This is a genomic window from Aeromonas sp. JL9, assembly GCF_024436075.1.
Taxonomy (GTDB): domain Bacteria; phylum Pseudomonadota; class Gammaproteobacteria; order Enterobacterales; family Aeromonadaceae; genus Aeromonas; species Aeromonas veronii.
Window position 1 is genome coordinate 1 of sequence record NZ_JANFNV010000014.1, and the last position, 16,407, is coordinate 16,407.

At 59.0% G+C, this 16,407-nt stretch carries 16 protein-coding genes and 1 tRNA gene; 7 read left to right on the forward strand and 10 right to left on the reverse strand.

Going from position 1 to position 16,407, the window contains the following annotated elements:
• Position 1: 1 nt before the first annotated feature.
• Both NOM06_RS11885 and orn read right to left on the reverse strand, forming a co-directional pair.
• Positions 2-74: transfer RNA gene (locus tag NOM06_RS11885), tRNA-Gly, on the reverse strand.
• Between the two features lie 178 nt (positions 75-252).
• Complete coding sequence (orn, locus tag NOM06_RS11890) at positions 253-798, reverse strand: oligoribonuclease (protein ID WP_201994615.1); 546 nt, start codon at positions 796-798, stop codon at positions 253-255.
• Between the two features lie 91 nt (positions 799-889).
• On the opposite strand from orn, the gene rsgA reads away from it, so the two are divergent.
• The 5 genes from rsgA to NOM06_RS11915 are packed head-to-tail and all read left to right on the forward strand — an operon-like array spanning position 890 to position 3,724.
• Positions 890-1,924, forward strand: a complete 1,035-nt coding sequence (rsgA, locus tag NOM06_RS11895; RefSeq protein ID WP_167565827.1) for a small ribosomal subunit biogenesis GTPase RsgA — start codon at positions 890-892, stop codon at positions 1,922-1,924.
• Between the two features lie 28 nt (positions 1,925-1,952).
• The gene (gene asd, locus NOM06_RS11900) at positions 1,953-2,825 is read left to right on the forward strand and encodes an archaetidylserine decarboxylase (protein WP_255911727.1); all 873 of its coding nucleotides are present in this window, start codon (positions 1,953-1,955) and stop codon (positions 2,823-2,825) included.
• The gene (locus NOM06_RS11905; RefSeq protein WP_255911728.1) at positions 2,822-3,091 is read left to right on the forward strand and encodes a VF530 family DNA-binding protein; all 270 of its coding nucleotides are present in this window, start codon (positions 2,822-2,824) and stop codon (positions 3,089-3,091) included. The genes asd and NOM06_RS11905 overlap by 4 nt, the downstream gene beginning before the upstream one ends.
• Positions 3,081-3,332, forward strand: coding sequence for a DUF2960 domain-containing protein (locus tag NOM06_RS11910; protein ID WP_005338984.1), 252 nt, complete (start codon positions 3,081-3,083; stop codon positions 3,330-3,332). Before NOM06_RS11905 ends, NOM06_RS11910 begins: the two co-directional genes overlap by 11 nt.
• A gap of 2 nt (positions 3,333-3,334) precedes the next feature.
• Complete coding sequence (locus NOM06_RS11915) at positions 3,335-3,724, forward strand: hypothetical protein (protein ID WP_159162966.1); 390 nt, start codon at positions 3,335-3,337, stop codon at positions 3,722-3,724.
• Between the two features lie 96 nt (positions 3,725-3,820).
• Here NOM06_RS11915 and NOM06_RS11920 read toward each other — a convergent pair whose 3' ends face one another.
• From NOM06_RS11920 to gpt, 5 genes are all read right to left on the reverse strand, one after another.
• On the reverse strand, positions 3,821-5,074 hold the full coding sequence (locus tag NOM06_RS11920; protein WP_255911729.1) for a glutamate-5-semialdehyde dehydrogenase: 1,254 nt from the start codon (positions 5,072-5,074) through the stop codon (positions 3,821-3,823).
• A gap of 34 nt (positions 5,075-5,108) precedes the next feature.
• Positions 5,109-6,212, reverse strand: coding sequence for a glutamate 5-kinase (gene proB / locus NOM06_RS11925; protein ID WP_005338991.1), 1,104 nt, complete (start codon positions 6,210-6,212; stop codon positions 5,109-5,111).
• 179 nt (positions 6,213-6,391) lie between these two features.
• Positions 6,392-6,784 carry a sigma factor-binding protein Crl gene (crl, locus tag NOM06_RS11930; protein ID WP_005341019.1) on the reverse strand — a complete coding sequence of 131 codons (393 nt, stop codon included), beginning with the start codon at positions 6,782-6,784 and terminating at the stop codon, positions 6,392-6,394.
• A 62-nt stretch (positions 6,785-6,846) separates the two neighbouring features.
• Positions 6,847-8,115, reverse strand: coding sequence for an esterase FrsA (frsA, locus tag NOM06_RS11935; RefSeq protein WP_005349360.1), 1,269 nt, complete (start codon positions 8,113-8,115; stop codon positions 6,847-6,849).
• A gap of 172 nt (positions 8,116-8,287) precedes the next feature.
• Positions 8,288-8,755, reverse strand: a complete 468-nt coding sequence (gpt, locus tag NOM06_RS11940; protein ID WP_005339007.1) for a xanthine phosphoribosyltransferase — start codon at positions 8,753-8,755, stop codon at positions 8,288-8,290.
• Positions 8,756-9,702: 947 nt separating this feature from the next.
• Between gpt and NOM06_RS11945 the strand changes: the two genes are divergently transcribed.
• The gene (locus tag NOM06_RS11945; protein WP_255911730.1) at positions 9,703-11,154 is read left to right on the forward strand and encodes an aminoacyl-histidine dipeptidase; all 1,452 of its coding nucleotides are present in this window, start codon (positions 9,703-9,705) and stop codon (positions 11,152-11,154) included.
• 81 nt (positions 11,155-11,235) lie between these two features.
• On the opposite strand, the gene djlA is transcribed toward NOM06_RS11945, so the two are convergent.
• The 3 genes from djlA to NOM06_RS11960 are packed head-to-tail and all read right to left on the reverse strand — an operon-like array spanning position 11,236 to position 13,764.
• Positions 11,236-12,069 (reverse strand): co-chaperone DjlA, encoded by an 834-nt coding sequence (djlA, locus tag NOM06_RS11950; RefSeq protein WP_005358354.1) that lies wholly within the window; start codon positions 12,067-12,069, stop codon positions 11,236-11,238.
• A 19-nt stretch (positions 12,070-12,088) separates the two neighbouring features.
• Positions 12,089-12,757 carry an N-acetylmuramate alpha-1-phosphate uridylyltransferase MurU gene (murU, locus tag NOM06_RS11955; RefSeq protein ID WP_139740053.1) on the reverse strand — a complete coding sequence of 223 codons (669 nt, stop codon included), beginning with the start codon at positions 12,755-12,757 and terminating at the stop codon, positions 12,089-12,091.
• Positions 12,754-13,764: an aminoglycoside phosphotransferase family protein gene (locus tag NOM06_RS11960; protein ID WP_255911731.1), complete on the reverse strand. Its 1,011-nt coding sequence runs from the start codon at positions 13,762-13,764 to the stop codon at positions 12,754-12,756. The genes murU and NOM06_RS11960 overlap by 4 nt, the downstream gene beginning before the upstream one ends.
• A 174-nt stretch (positions 13,765-13,938) precedes the next feature.
• On the opposite strand from NOM06_RS11960, the gene lptD reads away from it, so the two are divergent.
• Positions 13,939-16,383, forward strand: a complete 2,445-nt coding sequence (gene lptD, locus NOM06_RS11965; RefSeq protein ID WP_255911732.1) for an LPS assembly protein LptD — start codon at positions 13,939-13,941, stop codon at positions 16,381-16,383.
• The last annotated feature ends 24 nt before the right edge of the window (positions 16,384-16,407 follow it).

A 16,407-nucleotide genomic window follows, 5' to 3' on the forward strand; every position in this document is an offset into this window, starting at 1 on the left:
GAGCGGGAAACGAGACTCGAACTCGCGACCCCGACCTTGGCAAGGTCGTGCTCTACCAACTGAGCTATTCCCGCAACTACCTTAAAACAGGCCGTACAGCATTTGGTTGCTTGCGCTACTGTACGGGAGCCGAATTATAAGAGCAGTCATTCCAATTGCAAGGGCTTTTTTGTCTGGTTGCGCGCGTTCGCTCAAAAGCTGGCCGAACTGTCGATTTTAGCAGCCAGAGTATGACAACCCCTTGCCGGAGAATCAGATCTTGAAGACGTGGCTGCGATAGAACTGCAACTCGGCGATGGATTCGCGGATATCGTCCAGCGCCTGGTGGGTGCCGCTCTTCTTGAACTGATCCAGCAGTTCCGGCTGCCAGCGGCGTACCAGCTCCTTGATGGTGCTGACGTCGACATTACGGTAGTGGAAGAAGGCTTCCAGCTCGGCCATGTGCTTGACCATGAAGCGGCGATCCTGACCGATGCTGTTGCCGCACAGCGGGCTGGTGCGCTCCGGCACCCACTGGCGAATGAAGTCGAGGGTCTCGGCAACGGCTTTCGCTTCGTCGTGCTGGCTCGCCTTGACCCGAGCCACCAGACCGCTCTTGGTATGGGTGTTGACGTTCCAGTCGTCCATCTTGGCCAGCTCTTCATCACTCTGATGAATGGCGATGACCGGCCCTTCGGCCAGTACGTTCAGATCCTTGTCGGTGACTATGGTGGCAATCTCCAGTACCACGTTCTCTTCGGGGTCGAGACCCGTCATCTCCATGTCGATCCATACCAGGTTCTGCGCGCTGACTGTCATGATTGCTCTCTCTATTGGGAGGAATGGCGGAATTTTGCCAATTTGCATGTATCATACTGGCTTTGGATCTGTTCATAAACTGGCGAATCGAGTGGCAAAGAAAGCAAAACTCAATCTGGGTCAACAAAGGCGCGTCCAGGCCAACCGCGAACGGCGGCTGCAAAAAGATCACACCACAGTGGTGGATGACACCCTGTTTGGCCCCGCCATCGAAGGGGTGGTGATCAGCCGTTTTGGTCAGCACGCAGACGTGGAAGCGGTCGATGGCACCATCCACCGAAGCAACCTGCGGCGCAGCAGCATCAGCAGTCTGGTCTGTGGCGACAAGGTGGTGTGGCGTCCCGGCCTCAATGCCGCGACAGCGGGCGTCATCGAGGCGGTGCATCCGCGCCACTCGGTACTGACCCGGCCGGACTTCTACGACGGGGTCAAACCCATCGCCGCCAATATCGACCAGATCATCATCGTCTCGGCGGTGATGCCCGAGTTCTCCACCAACATCGTCGACCGCTACCTGGTGGCCGCCGAGGATGTGGAGATCCGCCCCCTCATCGTGCTGAACAAGGTCGATATGCTCGATGATGCCGCCAGAGTGCGCATCGAAAGCCAGCTCGAAACCTACCGCAAACTCAATTACGAGGTGCTGCTGGTGAGCTGCGAGAGCGGCGAAGGGCTGGATGAACTCAAGGCAGCCCTGACCGACAAGATCAGCATCTTCGTCGGCCAGTCCGGGGTGGGCAAGTCGTCGCTCACCAACGCCCTGATGCCGGGGCTGGATGTACTCACCGGCGAGATCTCCGAAAACTCGGGGCTCGGCCAGCACACCACCACCACGGCGCGGCTCTACCACTTCCCGAGCGGTGGCGATCTCATCGACTCCCCCGGGATCCGCGAGTTCGCCCTCTGGCATCTGGAGGCCGACCGCATCACCTGGTGCTTCGTCGAATTCCGCGACTATCTGGGTGGCTGCAAGTTCCGCGACTGTACCCACAAGGACGATCCCGGCTGTGCCCTGCGCGCCGCGGTCGACGCGGGCGCCATCAGCGCCGATCGCTTCCACAACTATCACCGCATCCTGGAAACCATGCAGGAAGCCCGTCACGGTCGCCAGCAAGCGCGCCTGTGACCCTAATAAACCTACGTTGATGATGAACATGAGCATTACTGACAACCTGAAAATTGCCGGTCAATACTGTCTGCCCAAGCACGCCCTCTCCCGTCTGATCGGCAAGTTTGCCGCCGCCGAAGCGGGCAACATCACCACCAAAGTGATCGAGGCCTTTATCAAGCAGTATCAGGTCGACATGAGCGAGGCACTGCACGAGAGTCCGGCCCACTACAAGAGTTTCAACGAGTTCTTCACCCGCGAGCTCAAGCCCGGCATCCGCCCCGTGATAGAAGATGCCATGACCCTGGCGCTGCCGGTCGATGGCACCGTCAGCCAGCTCGGCCCCATCCAGCAGGGTCGCATCATTCAGGCCAAGGGCCACGACTACAGCGCCCGCGAACTACTGGGCGGCTATGAGGATCTGGTGACGCCGTTCAAGGATGGCGACTTTGCCACCATCTATCTGGCGCCCAAGGATTATCACCGCATCCATATGCCGCTGGACGGTGTGCTGGAGAGCATGGTGTTCGTGCCGGGGGATCTCTTCTCCGTCAACCCGCTCACCGCCGAGAACGTGCCCAGCCTGTTTGCCCGCAACGAGCGGGTGGTCGCCACCTTCCGCACTTCGCACGGCCCCATGGCGCTGGTGCTGGTCGGTGCCACTATCGTGGCCAGCATCGAGACCATCTGGGCCGGCAACATTGCGCCGACCAAAGAGAAGAAGGTGGTGCGCTGGGACTACACCGGCGACGAAGCCATTACCCTGCAGAAAGGCGCCGAAATGGGCCTGTTCAAGCTGGGCAGCACCGTGGTCTGCCTGTTTGGCCCGGGCATGCTGGCCGGTTTTGAACCCCATCTGGCCAATGGCGTCACCACCCGCATGGGTCAGCCCTTTGCCAAGCTGGCGGGGCAGGCATGAGCGAGCAACCGAACGCCTCGCAGAAGAACAACCCGCTGCACGGGCTGACGCTGGAAGCCATCGTCACCGCGCTGGTCGAATACTACGGCTGGGAAAAGCTGGGGCAGCAGATCAATATCCGCTGCTTCACCGATAATCCCAGCATCAAGTCCAGCCTGAAGTTCTTGCGCAAGACCCCCTGGGCTCGGGAGAAGGTCGAAAGCCTCTACCTCTACGTCCAGCGCAAGCAAGCCAAATCGAAGAAGGAAGGGCAAGATGGCCTTTAAGATTACCTACACCTATAAAAAACAGGCCAAAGAGATCGGCTACGCGAACGACAAGTTCCGCAGCATCTACGACGCCATCGCCGCTGCCGAAGGGCTGGATCTCACCAGTTTTCACGCCATGGAGGCCCAGCTGGCTCAGGTTTGTCGCCGCGACAAGAAAAGCGTGAAGGATTATCAGGAGAACTACTTCAAAGAGTTGGGATTCTCCAACATCGTCATCGAACGGGATCTGCAGGAGTAACCATGCGCACCTTGACCCTGATGGCCGCCTCTCTGCTGCTGGCGGCATGCAGTACACCGGAACAACATCTGGTGGGCGGCGATCGTGACAGCCACGGCTGTATCGGCAGTGCGGGCTATCAGTGGTCAGCGCTCACAGGCAAATGTGTGCGCCTTTTTGAAGAGGGTATCCGGCTCAATCCAACCGATGCCAGCCAGACCAGCAGCGCCTTCGTGATGTTCAATGCCGACCAGACGCAGGCCGAACTGCATCTACCAAGCGGCGAGCAGCACCTGCTGACCCGTCAAGGTGCGGAGGGCAATTGGTCGTGGCAGGGCAGCGGCTACACCCTCTTTATCTGGAAGGGTTATGTGCTCAAGTCCGGTGACAAGGTGCTCTATCACGGGGAATAACCCCGAGGGATAGTGCACTGCGTGGTATCGGCGCGATGCCAGCGAAAAAAATGCCGACCCTGTGGTCGGCATTTTTGTATCTGACACAACCGGTTATCAGGCGCGGCTGAGGTAATCGGCCTGCCCTACCCACTTGTAGCTGGTGAGCTCGGTCAACCCCATGGGGCCACGGGCATGCAGCATCTGGGTCGATACCGCCACCTCGGCCCCCAAACCAAACTGGCCACCATCGGTGAAACGGGTAGAGGCGTTGACATAGACAGCCGCCGAACCGGCCCCATTGACGAAACGCTCGGCGTTGGCCAGATCGTTGGTCAGGATGGCATCGGAGTGACCGGCGTTGTGCTCGCGCATATGGGCCAGCGCTTCGTTCACATCCGCCACCAACTTGACCCCCAGGGTCAGCCCGAGCCACTCGGTATCGAAATCCTCCGCCCCCGCCTCGCACAGGTTGTCGGCACCCGCCAGCCGCGCCATAGCGTTGGGCGCGGCCACCAGCGTCACCTTGCGCTCGTTCATCAGCGTCACCAGCTGCGGCAGGAATGTCGAAGCGACTTTCTCGTGTACCAGCAGGGTATCGAGGGCGTTGCAGGCGGAGGGGCGTTGCACCTTGGCGTTGTCGATGACCGCCAGAGAGCGCACCAGATCGGCACTCTCGTCGACGAAAATATGGCTGATACCGAACCCGCCGATGATGACCGGGATGGAGCTGTTCTCCTTGCACATCTTGTGCAGGCCGGCACCGCCGCGGGGGATGATCATGTCCACATAGCGGTCGAGGCGCAGCAACTCGCCGACCAGCGCACGATCCGGGTTGTCGATATACTGCACCGCCGCCTCGGGCAGGCCGGAGGTCACCAAGGCATGCTGGATCACCCGCACCAGCTCCAGATTGGAGTGGAAGGTCTCGCGCCCGCCGCGCAGTATGCTGGCATTGCCGGTCTTGAGGCAGAGGCTGGCAATATCGATGGTGACGTTGGGGCGCGCCTCGTAGATGACGCCGATAACCCCGATGGGCACCCGACGACGGGAGAGCCGTAGGCCATTTTCCAGCACCCGGCTATCCATTTCGGCACCGACCGGATCATCCAGAGTAATTACCTTGCGCACATCTGCCACAATCCCGGCCAGCCGGGCCGGATTGAGCAGCAGGCGATCCAGCATCGCCTCTGACAACCCAGCCTCACGGCCTGCCGCGATATCCTTGTCGTTGGCCGCGAGGATCTGCTCACTGCGCGCCTCCAGCTCGTCAGCGATGGCGGCCAGCGCCCGATTCTTCTGCGCCGTGCTGATGGTAGCCAGCTGATAGGCGGCTTCTCGGGCCGCCTGCCCCATTTTCTCCAGACTCATCTCATTTCCCTTTGTTCATGCCGTGCCGCCCTGATTAGAGCAGCACCATGTCGTCTCGATGGATGGCCACAGAGCCGTAGCCATAGCCCAATACCTGTTCAATCTGATCCGAGTGGACGCCACGCAGCTTATCCAGCTCCAGATGGTCGTAACGGCAGATACCGCGGGCCAACTCGGCGCCTTTGGGATCAAGAATGCGCACCACATCGCCTCGAATAAAGTCGCCCTTGACGGCGACAATCCCCTTGGGCAGCAGGCTGGAGCCTTTATCCTTCATGGCGGCGACAGCCCCCTGATCCACATGTACTTCGCCGTGAGGGGGCGGGCCTGCCAGGATCCAGCTCTTGCGCCCTTCCAGCGGGGAGGCCAGCGCCGGGAACAGGGTGCCAATCCGCTCGCCCTTGGCGAGACGGCCGATCACCTCTGGCATCTGGCCGGTCGCGATCACCACGTTGACACCAGCGCGGCGCGCCACATCGGCGGCCTGCAGCTTGGTAGCCATGCCGCCGGTGCCAAGGCCGCTGACACTGTCACCCGCCAACGAGCGCAGGGTATCGTCGATGGTCTGCACCTCTTCAATGAGCTGGGCGTCCGGATTGGTGCGCGGATCGGCGGTAAAGAGCCCCTTCTGATCGGTCAGCAGGATCAGCAGATCCGCATCCGCCAGAATAGCGGCCCGCGCGGAGAGGTTGTCGTTGTCGCCGACCTTGATCTCGGCGGTCGCCACCGCGTCGTTTTCGTTGATGACCGGAATGATCCTGTGATCAAGCAGGGTGCGCATGGTGTCGCGGGCGTTGAGATAACGCTCCCGATCTTCCAGATCGGCGCGAGTCAGCAGCATCTGGCCGATATGCAAGCCATAGAGGTTGAACAGATCCTGCCATACCCGAATAAGCTGGGTCTGACCAACCGCCGCCAGCATCTGCTTGTTGGGCAGGGTTGGCGCCAGTGGCGGGTGGCCCAGATGTTCACGCCCGGCGGCGATAGCCCCTGATGTGACGACCACGACTCGATGGCCGTGACGGTGCAAGGCCGCACACTGTCTGACCAGCTCGACCATATGGGCACGATTGAGCTGGGAAGACCCCCCTGTGAGCACGCTGGTGCCCAACTTGACGACTATGGTTCTGTTTTCCATGGGAGCATAAAGGCTAAAAAGTAAGGAATATCTTTATACCCACGGCTATGGAGCCCTGCAAGGCAATTAACGCCAGGGTGAGGAGATGAAGCAAATGCCCGGATGATTGCGGGCGGTAGGGAAGATGGCTGACTGATGGCCCGGCAAACAGCGGGATGCTGCTCACCGGGCATCAGGGATCAAGCAGCGGTCACGGTCAACTCATTGGTGACCTGATCCGCTGGCGCTAACTGGCACTCCAGTGCCGTCAGTTTGTCGCTGATGAGCTTGTAGAAACGGTTGAGGGTCCGCTCCACTTCTACCTGGTGCTTCTTGGGGATCGGCTTGTCCAGCCACTCACCATCAGCATTGTAGAAACCGAGCTGATAGTGGTAACGGAAGTGGTGATCGTCCTGCTCCAGCACCAGCCACCAGCCCCAGAACTCCCGTTTGTCCGGCGCCGGCTTGGCGCTGACACAGACCGACAGGCAGTCGAAACGATAATGCCCCTCTTCGCAGAGATCTTCGCGCAAATAGGGGCCAATGGCAGCAAACTGCCTCAGCAGTCGCTTGTAGGTCACTCTTTCAGACATGTTAACCTCCCTGTTAAACAAGCCGCGCCACCTTGGGATGGCGTCAGTTCTTTAGCGCAATATCAGGTACACAAATGCTGTTTCAGCCACTCGACGATTTCGTCCAGTGCCTTGTCATACACCTCCAGCAAAGGCTGTTTGTCGAATACGATGGCCTTGCCGTTACGACTGGCCGCCGCCAATGCCCGTACATCCTGCTCGGGACAAATAAAATCTCGCTTGTGTCCAATACTCAATATCGGCACTGAGGTGCGAGTCCCCAGTAATCCTTGTGTTTTAAGTGAAAAAACCTGGCACTTGGTACGCATGCCGTCCCACTGCGCCGCATCCGCCCCCAACCGGTTGGCCAGACTGTCCCGCATCATGCGCGGACACTTGGCAAACAGCTCCTGATTGGTAAACACCTGATTGACACCGGCGCCGACACAAACCACGGTGCGCAGCTTAAAGGGTTCGATAAAGGCCAGTCTGGCTGCGATATTACCCGCCAGACGCATTCCCACCATGGCGATACGCTGATGATCGACCCAGGCCACTTCGGAGAGGTAATGGAGCACCGCCTGATGAAGACGGCTGGTATCCTGCACCAGTGGCCAATGCTCGGCATAGCCAACCCCGGGCATATCGAGGGAGAGCATGCCGATACCGTTGGGCTCGAGCCGTTTGAGATAGAAGTTGAGGAAATCGAGCTGCAGGGAGTCGATCCCGCCGCTGATGATCACCAGCGGCACCGGTTTTTCGGTCGTCGGCAGGTGGAGATAACCCTGAATATGCTTGCCGCGAAAAGGCACCTGGATCTCTTTGAGCGGCACCTTGAACAGGCGACCCGCCTCGCGATAGGCCATGTTACCGAGCAGCTGGGCCTGATCCGCCAGCTCGTCATCCTTGAGATGGGGATAGCTGGCGATGGAGTAGTAGCGCACCGCCTTGAGCAGCTGCTTCAGGGCGCCAGAAGGATCACCCTTCTCGCGCAGTTCGCGGCCCTGCTTGAAATAGTTGCCAGCCACCTGGCTCCACTCGTAGATCCAGTTGCCGGGCACATAGCCCTTGATGGTATCGAGATAGCAATCGTGGGTGCGCTCGCCGGTCGCCATGGCGATGCGGGCCAGGGTCTGCTCCACTTCGATGGGGTCTGCCCCCTGCCAAGTCCAGGAGGGGCGACGCAGCAGGCGATACCAGCTCTTTGACATGGATCCGTCGATAAACATCTCGTCTGACTCGGCTTGCGCCAGATCAGCCGCACTGGAGTTGGAGATCTCGGATGTTTCCAATACCTTCTTGACGCGGGTAAAGAGCTGTTCGGTCAGGTTTAGGTCTTCGTTCAAGTCCAAGATAGTGTCCCATTCATATCAGGCAATAGCTCATCTTAACCACTTTTACTGCCCATCAGCCACCCTGCAACAGATTGATACACAAAAAAACAGGGCTCCAAATTGGAGCCCTGTGAAACCATTATTGCCGGTTGCGACCAATGGACGCAGCGAGCGTCACATCCCGATCCCGTTACTTTTCGTCGCAGATCGGTGTGGCGAACTCCAGTGCCATATCCCACGGCTGTTCGATCCAGGTATCCTGCGGGATCGCTACTTCGAAATCGTCCAGCAGCGCTTCGCCCATCGGCTTGGCAAAAATCGCGATGAACTTGGCTTTCGGATAGAGCTCGCGGATCGCCTTGGCGGTAGTGCCGGTGTCCACCAGATCTTCCACCACCAGCCAGCCTTCGCCGTCACCGGCGGTGGTGGCAGCCTTCACGACCACCAGCTCGCGCTGGCTGTCATGGTCATAGCTGGAGATGCAGAGGGTTTCCACATTACGAATGCCAAGTTCACGGGCCATCAGGGCTGCGGGCACCAGACCACCACGGCTGACCGCGATGATACCTTTCCACTGGCTGACAGGCAGCTGACGACGGGCCAGACGGCGAGCTTCACGTTGCAGGTTGTCCCACGACACATAGAACTTTTTCGGCATGTTATCGATCTCGAATAGTTATTTAAAAACAATCACTTAAAATAACAACACCCGCAATTCTCCCTGCGGATGCCAGTAAATGGCGGCCCTTGCCCGACTGAATTCAGATTGCACTTCGGCTGCCTCAGGGCTAAGCCTCGGCAGCAAATCTGATAACAATGGAAGCAAGATGGGCTTATCCGGCGATCGGTTAGATGATGTGTCCAAACCGCGGACAGGCTGTTGGGCCGATATGATAACACCGTTTGCAGAGAAAATGCCTGGCAAACGTATGCCAAAAACAGGAAAAATCGGCATCACCCTCTCCATTCGGCACATCTAGAGCGCCAAACGACTAACCTGCCGTCCCTGCTGCCGAGTCCAAATGGGCTGTGCGGCAAATCGCAGATAAAAAAATAGCAGGGGGAGGATTTACCTCACGCACCTGCTGCTTTCTCGCCTCTGCCTGGTTGGGCAGCTCGTCTTAGCGACGAGTGACGAAGGGGTTAGGGTAGCTGAAACCCTGGGTATACAAAGAGGGGGCAAACCAATAGGTTGAGTTGCTGCCTGGCATATTGAAACTCCTGATTGCTTAACAAGTTACGTACCTTTAATGCGGGCTCAAATCCTTGAACGAACACTCGGTTCCATGGAGGCGCACTTGCTTTGCTTCGGTTCCCTGGAGGCTTTCATCGTCATCCTGACGGGTGGCGAACCACGGGAGCTAATTTACCAGTCGGTGCATTAAATTCAATATTTTTGTGAGATCGGTCACACATTTTCTTTTCTATTGGTCAGCGTCGTCCGAACCTGACGATCGTACTGCCTGGTTGCCATCAGCCAGCACAAGCTGCCTGCGATTTGCGCTGATTACTCACATTTTTGTGTGATTGACTGTATTATCGTTATCCTCTTCCCCGGCCCGCTGATGGGGCCCTGTTAATTCCGTGCTGGTAAGGAGTCCCGACGTGGCACAGCTTAGCTCTCTCTCTCCCAAACTGATTTGGCATTTCTTCGAACAGATCTGCTCCATTCCCCACCCTTCCAAACATGAAGCCAAACTGAGCGCCTGGATCATCCAATGGGCTCAAGGAGAAGGTCTGGCGGTCAAGCAGGACAAGGTCGGCAACATCATCATCAAGAAACCGGCCACCCCGGGGATGGAAAACCGCAAAGCCGTGGTACTGCAAGCCCACATCGACATGGTGCCGCAGGCCAACGCCGACACCAAACACGACTTCGCGACCGACCCCATCGATGCCTATGTCGATGGCGAGTGGGTCACTGCCCGTGGCACCACTCTGGGTGCCGACAACGGCATCGGCATGGCCGGTTGCCTGGCTGTGCTGGCTGACAAGACCATCAAGCACGGTCCGCTGGAAGTGCTGCTGACCACAGACGAAGAGACCGGCATGACCGGCGCATTCGGTCTGGAAGCGGGCTGGCTGGAGGGCGAAATTCTGCTCAACACCGACTCCGAAGAGGATGGCGAAGTCTATATGGGCTGCGCTGGCGGTGTGGATGCCAATATCCGCTTCCCGCTCGAGCTGGTTGACGCCAGCGAAGGCGAAGCGTTCGAGCTGGCCGTAAAAGGGCTGCGTGGCGGCCACTCCGGTTGCGATATCCATCGCGGTCGTGGCAACGCCAACAAGCTGCTGGTGCGTCTGCTCAAAGCAGCCGAGCCGATGGGTGTTCGTCTGGCCGAGATCCACGGCGGCACTCTGCGCAACGCCATCCCGCGCGAAGCCCGTGCCACCCTGCTGGTGCCTGCTGCCAGCGTAAACGAGTTCAAGGCGCTGGTTGACCGCTACACCGGGATCTACCAGACCGAACTGGCCGCCACCGAGCCGAACCTGACCGTGCTGGTCAACAGCGCCGCTAAACCGGCCAAGCTGATGAGCGTCTCCCTGCAGCAGCGCCTGCTGGATGCCCTGATGGCCTGCCCGAACGGCGTGATGCGTATGAGCGATGCCATGCCCGGCGTGACCGAAACCTCGACCAACCTGGGGGTCATCAAGACTCAGGATGGCGAAGTGTACGTCCAGTGCTTGATCCGCTCCCTGATCGACTCCGGCCGCGAGAGCATCGAGCAGATGACCCGCTCCCTGTTCACCCTGGCAGGCGCCAGCTGCGAATTCACCGGTGCCTACCCGGGTTGGGCGCCGAACGTGGACTCCCCCGTCATGGCGCTGGTACGCAATAGCTACCAGACCCTGTTCGGCACCATGCCCAACGTGATGGTGATCCACGCTGGCCTCGAGTGCGGTCTGTTCAAGAGCGCCTATCCGGAGTGGGACATGGTCTCCTTCGGCCCGACCATCCGCGGTGCCCACTCCCCTGACGAGAAGGTACATATCCCGGCGGTCGAGCGTTTCTGGCAACTGCTGGTGCACGTGCTGGAAGCGATTCCGGCCAAGTAAGCCAGCCCGGATAAAACAACAAAACAAAGCCCCGCACTGCTGCGGGGCTTTTTATTGTCTGTTCCAATCCGACGTTGGCACTTACCGGATGCCGCGGGCCTCGCGGATCCACTCCCAGGCTTGCTGGATCTCCTGGGTCTTCTCCTTGGCCATCTCCATCATCTCCGGCGGCAGCCCTTTGGCGGCCAGCTTGTCCGGGTGATGCTTGCTCATCTCCTTGCGGTAGGCGCGCTTGATATCCTGATCGCTGTCGCTCTCGCTCACCCCCAGCAGCTGGTAGGCATTCTTGAGGCGATCCGCCGAGGGTGCCGCCTGCCGATACTGCTGGCCACCGGAATGGCCCCCCTGATACTGGCCATGAGCCTGATTGAAGAAGTTCATCTGCGCTTCGGCCATCGCCAGAATGCGGGCCAGCTCGATGCGGCTGAAGCCCAGCTCGTCGGCAATGGTATGAAGAATGGCGCGCTCGCCCTCCTCCACCCGCCCGTCGGCAAAGGCCGCCTGCAACTGCACTTCAAGGAAGAAGCGCAGGATATCGCGCTGCCCCAGACTGGCACGGCGGAACTCGGCCAGGGTCTCGCGCAGCGGGAAGTCGGCCTCCTTACCGAGACGAAACGACTCCTGCGCCCGGGCACGCTGTTCGCCCGCCAGCCGCATCCGATCCATCAGGTTGGAGGCAACCCGGATCTCCTGTTCGGTCACCTGGCCGCTGGACTTGGCGATGTGACCCATCACCGAGAAAGTGGCATGGAAGAAGACGGCTTGCTGCTCCTGACTCGGACCGCGACGAAACGCCCCCTGCAGCCCCATGCCACGGTCGAAACGGTGGCCGATCCAGAGGCCAATCAGGGCGCCGATGATATTGCCGAGCAGAAAACCGAAGAAGGCGCCCAGCACCTTACCCCAAATACGCATGGTTCAAGACCTCTTGAAGTTAATGAGTGCGGGTCTGGAGCTGGTCATCCAGCTCGCGCAGTCGATCGACCGTGCCGATATCGCGCCACTCGCCAGCGAGCAGGCTGCCGCCCACCCGCCCTTGCGCCATCCAGTCACGGAGCAGGGGCGCCAGTTTGCGGGCGCCGCCCGCGAGACCGGCAAAGGCCGCCGGATCATATAGTCCGACCCCGCTGAAGGTAAACGCTGGCGTATCCACGACTCGCCCTTCTTGCAGGGCAAAATCCCCATTCGGGTGCTGGGGCGGATTGGGCACCAGCCAAAGGTGGGCCAAATCATCGCCAAGGGGCTGGCTGACCAGAGTGTGATAATCGAGATCGAGCCAGGTATCGCCGTTGATCACCAAAAAGGCTTCAGAGCCCAGCAGCGGCAGCGCCTGCACAATGCCGCCCGCGGTCTCCAGTGCGCTTTCCTCGGCTGACCAGTAGATGGTCACGCCAAGCGCACGGCCATCACCCAGGCTCTCAACCAGCTTGTGGCCAAGCCAGGCGTGGTTGATGACCAACTCGGTCACCCCGGCGGCTTTGAGTTTTTCGATGTGATGAACGATGAGCGGCTTGCCCCCCACCGCCAGTAGAGGCTTGGGCAGCAGGTCAGTCAGCGGGCGCATCCGCTCGCCACGGCCAGCGGCCAGGATCATCGCCTTCATGATTTAACTCCTGCATTGGCGATCCCCGGCAACACCACCTGCTCCAACCACTGACCAAAACGGGCCAATACCGGATAGGCACCACCATGAGTGCGACAGACATCCACCACGTAGCCGAGGGTACGGGGAATATCCTTGAGATAGCCGGACTTGCCGTCGCGATGATAGAGCCGAGTAAAGATTCCGGCCGCTTTGAGGTGGCGCTGCATGCCGGTCAGGTCGGCATCACGACGGAAACTGGCATAATCGAGCTCGCCAAGCAGACCCGCCTGTTGCAGGGTGGCAAAGCCGTGGCGCATCCCTTCATCGATCACCTCGTCCGGCCAGCGTACGTAGCAATCTTTCAGTAGGGAAACCAAGTCATAGGTAAGCGGCCCGATGACCATATCCTGAAAATCGATGATGGCCAGCCGGCTGCTCTCGGGGGTATCACCGCCACATACCATCAGGTTGCGACTGTGGAAGTCACGGTGCATGACCCCTTGCGGCTGAGCCAGATTGCAGGCGGTGAGGCAGGCAAAGGTCTCGTCCAGCAGTTGCTGCTCTTCATGGCTCAGGGTCAGCTGCAGATGATGACCCAGCAGCCACTCGGGGAAAATGCTGTTCTCCCGCGCCATAAAGGCGGCATCGAAGGGCTCAAGCGCCAGATCCACCGCCGCCAGTGTCGGCAACAGATCGATCGCCTTGCCATACCAGGCCAGCACGTTTTGCTCGTTCAGGCAGCTGATCAGCTGAGTATCGCCCAGATCGCTGACCGCCAGCAGCCCCTGTTCGTAGTCCACCGCCTTCACCTCTGGCGCCAACAGCTGACGCGCCTGCAAGGCAGCAGCGTTACGAACAAACTCATGATTTTTTTCGGTTTTCGGATTGGCATCCACCCACACCAGACCACCACCACGAGAGTAGCGGCGGAAGCTGGCATCACCGGAAATGAGGGTAAGCGTGAGAGTGGCATCACCGGAAATACGGCGTGCCCACTGCAATAGCAGGGAATCGCGATCGTGCATAAGTAGAGGACCAAGGTGGAAAGCAGCACTTGGCTGTTAGCCCTGGCCGCAATAATGCTTTATCATTGCCGGCTAACATAAAGCAATGACATGCAATGTCAACTCGATGAAACCTGTCGTAAAATGCATGCCTTGGATCAACCGTATCTATCACGGATTGCACGAGTCTTTCACATGACAAAATGGACACTGGGGTACCGCTATCCCATCGCCCTGACTATCAGCCTGGCCCCCGCACTCACCCCTATGATGGTGCAGGCGGCCCCGTTCGAAGCGCCGCCAGCCACCGGCATTCTCGATAGTCTCTGCTATGACTATGTTCCCAAGATAGAGAAGCCTGCATCGGATCAGGATGCCAACGCACAGCCGGTCGAGGTTGATGCTGACCGTCTCGAGGCCAAACAGGGCGGCACCGCCGTCTATGAAGGTGACGTCAAGGTTCGTCAGGGTGTTCGCAAGTTTGACTCCGACTATGCCCAGCTCGACCAGAAGAGCCGGGATGTCATCGCCATCGGCAACATCTATTACAACGACGGTCAGGTGACCGTCACCAGCGACAAGACCCTCAAATCCAACCTGGATACCAAGAACTCCGAACTGGAAGAGGGCAAGTATCAGGTGCATGGCTCACCGGTGCGCGGCTTTGCCAAGCGCGTGGTGATGACCAACAACAACCAGAACATCACCATGGAGGGGGCCCAGTACACCACCTGTCCCCCCGGTCAGGAAGTGTGGACCCTCAAGGCGGGCAGTATCGACATCGACCAGAAAGAGGTGTTCGGCGAAGCCTGGAACGCCAGCCTCTGGCTCTATGACTACCCGGTGTTCTACTTCCCCTATATCAACTTCCCCATCAAGGATGAGCGGAAGACCGGTCTGCTTTACCCGGGTTACAAGCAAAGCTCCAGCAACGGCATGGATATCACCCAGCCCTTCTACTGGAACATTGCCCCCAACTATGATGCCACCATCACCTCCCGTTTTATGGACAAACGCGGCCTGATGGAACAGGTGGAGTTCCGCTACATGCCGGACCCAGCCCACACCGGCACCCTCTATTTTGAAAATCTGGCGGATGACAAGCAGTACAGCCCGAGCAATCCGAGTCTGGCTGGCCTGTCCGATGGCCATCGCTACCTGATGAACGTCCGTCACAGCTCCGCCCTGATGGATGGCAGCCTGCGTTTTGGCATCGACTACACCCAGGTGCGCGACAAGGACTACAACTATTTCAACGACTTCAGCCCGCAAGTGGGCACTCAGGTCGACAGCCAGTTGCAGCAATCCTTTACCGCCGGCTATTACCAGCCTAACTGGAACCTCACCTCCGAGGTGCGCCGCTACCAGATCCTGAGCCCATATGCGCTGCTGCCCCACGAGATGCTGCCGCGTATCGACTACAACTACTATCAGCAAGGCAAGTGGTTCGATCTGGCATGGAACAGTGAACTAACCAAGTTTGGCTATGACAGTGGCAGTGCCGCCACTCTGCAAGCAGGTGAGCGCTATACCGCCACCCGCCTGCATCTGGCGCCAACCCTGACCGTGCCCCTGGTGGATGCACCGGGTTACTACCTGACCAGTCAGTACAAGCTGATGTTTACCTCCTACAACCAGGAGGTACCCGATAATCTGGTTAGCCAGGACCGCAGCCGCTTCACCGATGCAGACAGCAAACAGCTGACCCTGAAAGAGGGCACCATTACCCGTACTCTGCCCTCCTTCCGCCTCAAGGGGGGCGTCAACTTCGATCGGCCGCTCGACTGGTATGATGGCAAGGGCACCCAGACCCTGGAGCCCGAGTTCCAGTATCTCTATATCCCTTATAAAAACCAGGACGAGATCGGGATCTACGACTCCACCACCACACGTCAGGATTACTACAGCCTGTTCAGTGATCGCCGCTTTGCCGGTCTCGACCGCATCAGCGATGCCAACCGGGTCACCGTTGGCCTGACCAGCCGGGTCTATGACAATGTGGGTGATGAACGGTTGCGTCTGGCGGTGGCCCAGGCCTTCGAAATGACACCACCCAAGGTGCGCCTCTACCCTTCAAATCCGGAAAGCACCAACGCCCGCTCCCTGCTCTCGTTCGAGGGGGATGCCCGGATCACCGATGAGTGGTTTGCCCACGCGGGGACCCAATACGATACCTCCGAGGGTGAATTTACGGCTGGCAACGGTGCAGTCGAGTACCGGACCGGCAAGCTGACCACTCAGGTCAACTACCGCTACATCAAGGATGGCAACCTGGACTATCGCTATCCGACCAACACGGCGCTGGCAGAAGATCTGAGCCAGGCGGGCCTGGTGATGATGGCGCCAATCGCCGATCAGTGGCAGATGTATGGCGGTTACTACCGTGACATCAAGCAGGATGTGAACATTGACCGCAAGATCGGTGTCAAATACGACTCCTGCTGCTGGAGCATCAACATGAGCCTGGAGTGGCACAATCAGCCGGACAACGTCACCCTGAAGCCCACTTCGGAAAAAGTCATTGGTCTGCAGTTTGAAATGAAGGGACTTGGCAGCGTAGGTACCGGTGGCCGCAGCGTCACCCTGGATACCGAGCTGTTGCCCTATGTTCGCCCGTTTAATCTGAAAGGCCAGCAATGATGCTGGCCCAGCCTTGAGAGATGG